This window comes from Bacillus sp. JJ634, assembly GCF_036962285.1.
Classification (GTDB): domain Bacteria; phylum Bacillota; class Bacilli; order Bacillales; family DSM-1321; genus Peribacillus; species Peribacillus asahii_A.
The window spans coordinates 20,515-29,393 of sequence record NZ_JBALMU010000120.1 but is presented as its reverse complement, the minus strand read 5'-3'; the positions used below and the strand labels follow the sequence as shown (position 1 = coordinate 29,393).

The following is an 8,879-nucleotide window of genomic DNA, read 5'->3' as shown; positions in this document are numbered from 1 at the left end:
TTTTTTAACCCATTTTCTGTACAAATTTTTATGAAAATTATTCAGAATATATTGCGTTCAGTGGAACAATTTCCGAGAGATATTGAGTTAGTTTTATATTATGGATCAAAAGATTATATCTTTTTTCTAGAAAATCAAACTGCCTTTCAATTAAAAAAAGAAATCTTGCTGGAAGGTTTATCTGACAGTAATCCTTATGAGAGGTTTTTGATTTACCGCTTAGCCTATTAATTGGTCATACTAAGCTTAAACGCAAAAAAAAGGAGAGTTACAATGAATAATTTATTGAGTCATTTGGCCCAAAAAGCACAAACGAAAATTAATCAGGCTGTTGAGTATGTAAAAGACAAAGTGACAACGATTATGGCAATGAATGTCGTAACTGTTCAGCAAATGGCGGATTATATTGCTAATCATGTTGAGACAGCACAAGAGACAAAGGAGTTATTAGGACTGAAGTTTTCGTTTTACCGCTTAGAAAAAGAGGGCGTTCACTATTATGTAGAAATGAAGGGCTCTCATATTTTACAATTGGATATACATATAGCAGGTAACTCTAGTGTCTCTTATCGATCTTATCGCGATTCTTCTATCCTACAGTCTCCATTGGAATTACCTGAAGCGTTTTATTTAAAACATCATATTCGTCATTTATTGAAACCTGAAAAGATTTAATGGCAATCTTTATTTGATTTAGCCAGAAGACCCTAATTGAACATGACATAATGAGGATTGGATGAATGTTTTTTGGTGAAAAAAACAATATAATGGGATGTAATATAGAACTCTATATTAGTGAATAATGCATATTAATTCCGAATCTACTGAAATGCAGTTAATAGAGCTTAGGAAAGAGTAGATTTAGCTTCAAGAGAACACCTGAAAATCATGTAGACACTCAGTTCGAAGAATTTACTTTTAAGGGGGCCTTTCTTATGGAAGCAAAATATTGCAAAGAATCACGAGTAATTAGAACAAGCCGGATCTTTCCGAATGATGTAAATAATCATAACACCTTGTTTGGCGGTCGAATGATGAGTGATATAGACCAAGTGGCCTCTATTTCTGCCGCGCGTCATAGCCGGACGGAATGTGTGACGGCCTCAACTGATTCTGTGGACTTCCTGCATCCTGTTCGACCGACCGATTCAGTGAGTTTTGAATCGTATGTTTCATGGACAGGCGTATCTTCGATGGAGATTTTTGTGAAAGTTATTGCGGAAGATTTAAAAAGCGGAGAGTGTAAAATAGCGGCAACAGCTCTATTAACATTCGTTGCCCTTGATAAGAATCAACGTCCTACGGCTGTTCCAAAAGTCATTCCCGAAACAGAGGAAGAAAAGAAATTACATGAAACAGGCGAAGAACGAGCAAAAATGCGACGTGAAAGAAAACAAAAAAGTAAAGAGTTAGCGGCATATTTAACAACAAAAACAATTATGTAGTTATTGAACATGATAATAGTAGAAATACAAAAAGCAGCGAGCGGTGATAGGAACTGTTCGCTGCTTTTTGTATTTAGCACTTAAGCAATGTTATAACTAATAGTATTATGCAAACAATAAAGTTATATTTGTTGTTGAATATATAAGTATATTGTTATATATTAATATTCGAATGGAAGGAGGAGGTGTTTGTATGCAAGAATTAACAGTTGAAATCGAAAAAGCTGCAACGATTTTAAAGCTATTAGGTGATAAAACAAGACTAGCCATGATGAAAATGTTAGAGACACATGATTATTGTGTTTGTGAATTTGTTGGAATTTTTAAAATGAGTCAGCCTGCTATTAGTCAACATGTTCGAAAGTTGAAAGATGCTGGATTGGTACAAGAAACAAGAAGAGGACAATGGATTATTTATTCATTAAATAAAGATAACGACTATTATCCTTTAGTTCACAGTTTGCTTCAACATCTTCCGAACCAAGATTTTAAACTACAAGAACTAGAAGAACAGGGATTACGCATCTCTTGTGACTAATGGAGGTTTGTACATTGATAACGGCAATATTAGCATCTGTCATTTTTTTAGTGACACTCATCTTCGTCATATGGCAGCCTAAAGGTTTGAATATCGGTTGGTCTGCTTGTGGTGGAGCGATCCTTGCCCTTTTAGTAGGGGTTGTCGGATTAAGTGATGTCATAGAAGTAATAAACATTACTTGGAATGCAACATTATCATTTGTTGCCATTATCCTTATTTCATTAATATTAGATGAGGTTGGATTATTTGAATGGGCAGCACTACATATGGCAAGAGCTGCAAAGGGTAATGGGATTAAAATGTTCGTCTATGTCAGTATATTAGGTGCGATTGTCGCGGCACTATTTGCTAATGATGGAGCGGCACTTATTTTGACACCAATCGTATTAGCGATGGTTCGTAATTTGAATTTCAAAGAAAAGATGATTTTTCCTTTTATTATGGCGAGCGGGTTTATTGCGGATACTACTTCACTGCCATTTGTGGTGAGTAACTTGGTTAACATTGTATCTGCCGATTTCTTTGATATTGGATTCGCAGAATATGCTTCAAGAATGATTATTCCGAATCTTTTTTCATTGATTGCGACTATCACAGTATTATTGATTTACTTTAGAAAAAGCATTCCACAAACGTACGATTTATCTAAATTAAAGAAACCAGTAGAAGCGATTAAGGACCAAAAAATGTTTCGTCTCTCATGGTATGTTCTTGGGATTTTACTGATTGGTTACTTTTCTAGCGAATTCATTAAAGTTCCTGTTTCCATTGTTGCAGGAATGATAGCGATTTTCTTTCTATTGATGGCAAGAAGAAGTAACGTTGTTAATACGAAAGCCGTTGTTAAAGGAGCACCATGGAGTGTCGTATTTTTCTCAATTGGAATGTACGTTGTGGTATATGGGTTAGGAAATGCGTGGCTAACTCATTCGTTAGCGAGTGTCATCCAAGCAACGGCTGAACAAGGTTTATTTGTTGCGACAATAGGAATGGGCTTTATTGCTGCTTTCTTGTCATCCTTGATGAATAATATGCCAACCGTAATGATTGATGCATTAGCTATTGCCGAAACCAATACTTCTGGCACGATTCGAGAAGCTCTTATTTATGCCAATGTCATTGGATCTGACTTAGGTCCGAAAATTACACCAATTGGCTCATTGGCAACTTTAGTGTGGCTCCATGTTTTATCTCAAAAAGGGGTTAAAATTTCATGGGGAACCTATTTCAAAACAGGTATTGTGTTAACAATCCCGATTCTATTTATTACATTACTAGGTCTATACGTATCATTATTAATGAACTAAAAGGAGAAATACGTCATGTCTAAAAAATCAATTTATTTCTTATGTACAGGAAATTCTTGCAGAAGCCAAATGGCAGAAGGATGGGCAAAAAAATATTTAGGGGAAGAGTGGGAAGTTCGCAGCGCAGGTATTGAGGCACATGGATTGAATCCAAATGCAGTAAAAGTAATGAATGAAGCGGGTATGGATATTTCCAATCAAACTTCTGACATTATTGATCCTGAAATTTTAAATAGTGCCGATTTAGTCGTTACATTATGCGGAGACGCAGCTGATAAATGTCCAATGACACCACCACATGTGAAACGTGAACACTGGGGATTTGATGATCCAGCAAAAGCGGAAGGAACAGACGGAGAAAAATGGGCGTTCTTCCAGCGTGTTCGTGATGAAATCGGTGATAGAATCAAACGTTTTAGTGAAACAGGAGAATAATACAATCAAATAACCAAGAGTTTATTCTCTTGGTTATTTCTTAAAGATAAAAATAAGCAAATGCTTATTTAATAATATATTGGAGGTTGTAGCATGAATAAAGTTGAGATTTTTGATCCTGCAATGTGTTGTTCCACTGGAGTATGCGGTCCTAGTGTGGATCCAGAGTTAACGAGAGTAGCATCTGCTGTTTATTCATTAGAGAAAAAAGGCTTTAATATTACACGATACCAATTAACAAATGACCCTGATAAATTTGCAAAAAACAAGGAAATACATCGTATTCTTATGGAAAAAGGTCCCGATGCCTTACCTGTTGTTTTAGTTAATGACCAAGTTGTCAAAGTAGGAAGTTACCCAGCCAATGAAGAATTTGCAGAATGGTTTGAAGTAAAAGCTGAAGAGTTAAATGAAAAACCAAAATCTGGACTTTCTATCAATTTAAATCAACTATAAATATTTGGAAAGAAGGAAGAGGCATGTATCCATCATTCAGTCCAAATCACGTTCAGACGCAATTTTTATTTTTAACAGGAAAAGGTGGCGTAGGAAAAACATCAACAGCCTGTGCAACAGCAGTCGCATTAGCCGATAGTGGAAAAAAAGTGCTGTTAATTAGTACAGATCCTGCCTCCAATCTACAAGATGTATTTGGCATCGAGTTAACTAGCACACCGAGAGCAGTTCCGACGGTTGCCAATTTATATGTGAGTAATATAGATCCTGAAGCATCAGCAAAAGCCTATCGGGAGAGTGTTATTGGTCCATATCGAGATATATTTCCAGAAGCAGTAGTCGCTACAATGGAAGAGCAATTGTCAGGTGCGTGTACAGTCGAGATTGCTGCATTTGATGAATTTACAGGTTTTCTTACAAATAGGGAAATCGGAAATCTTTACGACCATATTATCTTTGATACTGCCCCAACAGGGCATACATTACGACTTTTACAGCTTCCAACGGCTTGGAATGGATTTTTAGAGGAAAGTACGCATGGTGCATCATGTTTAGGTCCTTTATCTGGGTTAGTGGATAAAAAAGAGCTTTATTCAAGCGCGGTAGCTGCTCTTTCTGATTTAACTAAAACGACTTTAATACTCGTAACACGACCAGATGTTTCAGCCATTTTGGAAGCAGACCGTGCTTCAAAGGAGCTTAAAGAGATTGGAATCAAAAATCAAATGCTCATTATAAATGGTCTTCTTCAACATCACAATGAAGAGGATGAAGTATCATCGGCTTTTTATCATAGACAACGAGATGCATTAAAGCAAATACCTGAGACTCTAAAAGAGACGACCATGTACTCGTTACCGTATGTTTCTTATTCTTTAACAGGTGTGGAAAATCTCCGAAATCTGTTTAAACTATACGATGAAGTTCCAACAACTGATGTATACATGGAAAATCAATCAATGAATCTTCCAGGCTTAAAAGAGGTTGTTAATGATTTTTCAGGTAACCAAACAAAGTTAATTTTCACAATGGGAAAAGGTGGCGTAGGAAAAACAACCGTTGCATCTGCTATTGCAGTGGGTCTAGTTGAAAAAGGGCATCGTGTCCATTTAACAACAACGGATCCTGCTGCCCACCTAGACTATCAATTCCAAAGTAATCATCTAAATCAAAATTTAACCATTAGCAGCATTAATCCAAAGGTAGAAGTCGAAAAATATAAAGCTGAAGTCCTAGCCAAATCAAGTGAAAATTTAGATGAAGCTGGTCTCGCTTACTTAAAAGAGGATTTAGAATCACCATGTACAGAAGAAATTGCCGTTTTTCAGGCTTTTGCTGAAGTAGTGGCTAAATCTGAAAATGAAATTGTCGTCATTGATACAGCACCGACAGGACATACATTACTATTATTAGATGCATCCGAATCCTATAGTAAAGAAATTGAACGGTCAACAGGTAACGTACCAGAAAGTGCAAAAAAATTACTGCCTCAAATTCGAAATCCAAAAGAAACAGCAGTAGCTATTGTCACACTTGCGGAAGCAACACCTGTTTTAGAGGCATCTAGATTACAGGACGATCTAAGACGGGCTAGTATTAATCCGCAGTGGTGGGTCATTAACCAAAGTTTATCTGCCACTAATACGAACAATCCTATTTTAAAAGGTAAAGCGATGGCAGAAAAGGAATGGATTCAAGAAGTAAAGGATAATAAGGCAGAGAAGTGTGCAATTATTCCTTGGCTATATGAAGAAAAAGTTGGATATGACAAGCTAAAAGATTATATTAAGTAGGGAATAACAATTTGATAGTTCATTTAAGGAGGAGACATAAATGAAAATTACAGATGGAGCTAAACACTTGTTAGAAAATTTTTTAAATGAAAAGGGTGCAGAAGGAATTCGGCTAACTTCTGTTGCTGGCTGTTGCGGGCCGCAATTTGCGATTTCTTTAGATGCACCAATAGAAACAGATACAATTGAAATAATCAACGGAATTAAAGTAGCGTTCGATTCACAAATTGCAGGAACGGATGAATTAACATTAGATAAAGAAGAAAATGAAGAGGGTGCAGGATTAGTTTTATTAGGTGCTAGTAGCTGTTGTTAAAGGCAAGAAACAAAAAAGGAGTAGTTAGTTCACTTAGAGAGCTAAATACTCCTTTTTTATCGTTTAGAAAATTATAAAGTTCTTGAATTGTAGATAAGTATTTTAATTGACTTATTCCTTAGGCAGCATCTGTAAAATCCAAATCGCAAGTTGTAATGTCATAGCATCGTGTATGTTTTGTGGGTCGTATCCGGTTTTTTCTTTTACTTTTTTAATTCTATAGATAAGAGAATTACGGTGAATGTACATTTCCTTTGCGCATTCTCCTATATTTAGGTTGCAAGCAAAAAAATGTTCTAACGTATCAATTAGTTTGTCAGGTAAGTTGCCTAAAATTCTTTTAGAAAATTGCTGTTTAGCTCGTTCATCTAGTTGATCTAAAAGGGCTTTCGTTTCAATTTCGTTATAAGTAATAAAAGTTTGTTCGAGATTACCGAATTTTAAAGCACTTAAAGCTTCTTCAAAGGAGTGACGAATATGAGCTTGGACAAATACGGTAGAGCCTGTTCCCACCCGCAGTGATATACCTTTCGCCTTTAAGATGCTTATAACGTTTAGCATTTTTTGTTTTAACCGCTCCTCAGGTAGATGTGAGGTAAGAATAAATAACCGGTTTACATTTAAAAAACCAATGAGCGTTTGTTGTTTATTGAAAGAATCTCTAAATATTTGAAGCAGCTCATTCTTTTTTAAATGGTGGGATCCTAATTCTATTACACCTGCTTGATAGGGTGCTTCTAATGTTACTCCAATTAGATTTAGTCTTTGTCTAATCAATTCAGGTTGTGATGAATCTGTGAGCAAGTCTTCAAATACTAATTCAATTAATCGTTGTTTCCATTCAATCTGTTCGGTGAGGAAAGATTGTTGAATCATCATTTCGGTAATCATTTTGACTAACTCTCCAAACTCCATGATCTCTTCTGGGTTTCCGGTAATTCCGATGACACCGATAATGTCGTTTTGGAATTGAATAGGGAGATTAATGCCTGGAAGAGCTCCATCCCATTGCTGTGAATCATCTTTCGAAATAATGAGTGGTTTACCCGTTCGGAGGACTTCTTTAGCTCCAAAATGAGCTTGATTAATTCGCTTTACATTTCCAGAGGCAATAATGGTTCCTTGTTCATCCATTATATTGATATTTCTATTTAATCGTATCATTGTTTGAGCAACAATTTCTTTTGCTATTTCTTGTGTTAACATGTAGGTCATCCTTGTTTGTTTATAATTTTTGTTTATTATAGACAAAAAACTATGAAAAGTCATACTATTTTTTGTTTACGAGGTACGATGAATAAAATAATTATGAATATTATAATAATAGACAAGAGAGTTGTTATATAACAAAATGCTTATTCTTTATACAGTTTTATATAAGGTTCGTAAAATATTGTTTAATCTATTGAAGATTAAGAATTTAGTAAGGTGGTACATAATATGAAAATTGTTATTGCACCCGACTCATTCAAAGGGAGTTTGACGGCAGTAGAAGCCGCACAGGCAATTGAAAGAGGGGTAAAAAAGGTATCACAGAGCATAAAAACCATTTTAGTGCCTGTCGCTGATGGCGGAGAGGGGACGATGGATAGTTTAGTAGCTGCTACTAATGGGCGAATGGTTGAAGTGTCTGTGAAAGGACCTCTGCTTGATTCCGTTCAGGCAGCCTATGGAGTTCTAGGAGATGGACAAACATGTGTTATTGAAATGGCTAGTGCTTCCGGTTTATGTCTCATCGATTCTACTAGGCAGAATCCATTGTTGACTACAACATTTGGTACAGGACAATTAATCAAAAAAGCATTAGATGACGGTTGTCAAAAATTTATCTTAGCAATTGGTGGAAGCGCTACCAATGATGGCGGTATCGGCATGTTGCAAGCGTTAGGTATGCAGCTATTGGATTCGGATGGAAAAGCTATTGGCTATGGTGGAGGAGAGCTTTCGCGTATCGTTCAAATTGATGATCAAGATTTTGACTCTCGGATTGCTGATTGCGAATTTTTAATTGCATCAGATGTACAAAACCCATTGATTGGCAAGGATGGAGCCTCATATGTATTTGGGCCGCAAAAGGGGGCTACGCCTCAAATGGTAGAAATGCTAGACCAGAATTTATCACATTGGGCAGATTTAGTAGAAAAGAAAACAGGTATTCGTTTACATGACAAACCAGGTGCTGGTGCAGCCGGTGGCATTGGTGGAGCTTTCCAAGCTTTCTTTCCTTCTAAAACCAAAAGAGGAATCGATATCGTTATTGAATATACGGGGTTAGCCGACAAGTTAACGAATGCGGAATGTGCCTTTACAGGGGAAGGGCAAATAGATTTTCAAACAGCTTTTGGAAAAACTCCGATGGGTGTTGCAGAGGAAGCAAAGAAAAAGGGAATTCCTGTGTTTGTTCTTGCTGGTTCGATTGGTAAAGACATTGACGTATTATACGAACATGGTATTACGAGTGTTCATAGTATTGTAAATACTCCTATGACGTTGCAAGAAGCGATTATAGGAGGAGCAGTATTGCTGGAAGATACAGCAGAGCAAGTTATGCGTACATACTTAGCATCACTGAAGAAATAGGGGGGA

Annotated in this window: 10 protein-coding genes and 1 pseudogene; 10 read left to right on the top strand and 1 reads right to left on the bottom strand. The window is 36.4% G+C overall.

The window, feature by feature from the left end:
• The 9 genes and pseudogenes from V7068_RS17115 to V7068_RS17075 all read left to right on the top strand — a co-directional run.
• Positions 1-231 (top strand): annotated as a pseudogene (locus tag V7068_RS17115) (SAM-dependent methyltransferase); the annotation flags it as partial.
• 42 nt (positions 232-273) lie between these two features.
• Positions 274-675 carry a hypothetical protein gene (locus V7068_RS17110; protein ID WP_499713787.1) on the top strand — a complete coding sequence of 134 codons (402 nt, stop codon included), beginning with the start codon at positions 274-276 and terminating at the stop codon, positions 673-675.
• A gap of 260 nt (positions 676-935) precedes the next feature.
• On the top strand, positions 936-1,445 hold the full coding sequence (locus V7068_RS17105; protein WP_499713786.1) for an acyl-CoA thioesterase: 510 nt from the start codon (positions 936-938) through the stop codon (positions 1,443-1,445).
• 193 nt (positions 1,446-1,638) lie between these two features.
• Entirely contained in the window at positions 1,639-1,983 is a 345-nt protein-coding gene (locus V7068_RS17100) for an ArsR/SmtB family transcription factor (RefSeq protein ID WP_499713785.1), read from the top strand.
• A 14-nt stretch (positions 1,984-1,997) separates the two neighbouring features.
• A complete protein-coding gene (locus tag V7068_RS17095; RefSeq protein WP_499713784.1) occupies positions 1,998-3,293 on the top strand; it encodes an arsenic transporter in 1,296 nt (431 codons plus the stop codon).
• Between the two features lie 15 nt (positions 3,294-3,308).
• A complete protein-coding gene (gene arsC, locus V7068_RS17090; RefSeq protein ID WP_499713783.1) occupies positions 3,309-3,728 on the top strand; it encodes an arsenate reductase (thioredoxin) in 420 nt (139 codons plus the stop codon).
• A gap of 93 nt (positions 3,729-3,821) precedes the next feature.
• Positions 3,822-4,184: an arsenite efflux transporter metallochaperone ArsD gene (gene arsD, locus V7068_RS17085; protein ID WP_119116363.1), complete on the top strand. Its 363-nt coding sequence runs from the start codon at positions 3,822-3,824 to the stop codon at positions 4,182-4,184.
• A gap of 23 nt (positions 4,185-4,207) precedes the next feature.
• Positions 4,208-5,977 (top strand): arsenical pump-driving ATPase, encoded by a 1,770-nt coding sequence (gene arsA, locus V7068_RS17080; protein ID WP_499713782.1) that lies wholly within the window; start codon positions 4,208-4,210, stop codon positions 5,975-5,977.
• 40 nt (positions 5,978-6,017) lie between these two features.
• Positions 6,018-6,293 carry an adhesin gene (locus V7068_RS17075; RefSeq protein ID WP_127759912.1) on the top strand — a complete coding sequence of 92 codons (276 nt, stop codon included), beginning with the start codon at positions 6,018-6,020 and terminating at the stop codon, positions 6,291-6,293.
• A 111-nt stretch (positions 6,294-6,404) separates the two neighbouring features.
• Here the strand turns inward: V7068_RS17075 and V7068_RS17070 are convergent, their stop codons facing one another.
• Positions 6,405-7,499 carry a CdaR family transcriptional regulator gene (locus tag V7068_RS17070; protein ID WP_499713781.1) on the bottom strand — a complete coding sequence of 365 codons (1,095 nt, stop codon included), beginning with the start codon at positions 7,497-7,499 and terminating at the stop codon, positions 6,405-6,407.
• Positions 7,500-7,733: 234 nt separating this feature from the next.
• On the opposite strand from V7068_RS17070, the gene V7068_RS17065 reads away from it, so the two are divergent.
• A complete protein-coding gene (locus tag V7068_RS17065; RefSeq protein WP_499713780.1) occupies positions 7,734-8,873 on the top strand; it encodes a glycerate kinase in 1,140 nt (379 codons plus the stop codon).
• Positions 8,874-8,879 lie beyond the last annotated feature (6 nt).

Excerpts from the sequence above, each read along its gene's own strand:
- V7068_RS17110 (WP_499713787.1), top strand. The coding sequence starts at position 274 with ATGAATAATTTATTGAGTCATTTGGCCCAAAAAGCACAAACGAAAATT.
- V7068_RS17105 (WP_499713786.1), top strand. The coding sequence starts at position 936 with ATGGAAGCAAAATATTGCAAAGAATCACGAGTAATTAGAACAAGCCGG.
- V7068_RS17100 (WP_499713785.1), top strand. The coding sequence starts at position 1,639 with ATGCAAGAATTAACAGTTGAAATCGAAAAAGCTGCAACGATTTTAAAG.
- arsC (WP_499713783.1), top strand. The coding sequence starts at position 3,309 with ATGTCTAAAAAATCAATTTATTTCTTATGTACAGGAAATTCTTGCAGA.
- arsD (WP_119116363.1), top strand. The coding sequence starts at position 3,822 with ATGAATAAAGTTGAGATTTTTGATCCTGCAATGTGTTGTTCCACTGGA.
- arsA (WP_499713782.1), top strand. The coding sequence starts at position 4,208 with ATGTATCCATCATTCAGTCCAAATCACGTTCAGACGCAATTTTTATTT.
- V7068_RS17075 (WP_127759912.1), top strand. The coding sequence starts at position 6,018 with ATGAAAATTACAGATGGAGCTAAACACTTGTTAGAAAATTTTTTAAAT.
- V7068_RS17070 (WP_499713781.1), bottom strand. The coding sequence starts at position 7,499 with ATGTTAACACAAGAAATAGCAAAAGAAATTGTTGCTCAAACAATGATA.
- V7068_RS17065 (WP_499713780.1), top strand. The coding sequence starts at position 7,734 with ATGAAAATTGTTATTGCACCCGACTCATTCAAAGGGAGTTTGACGGCA.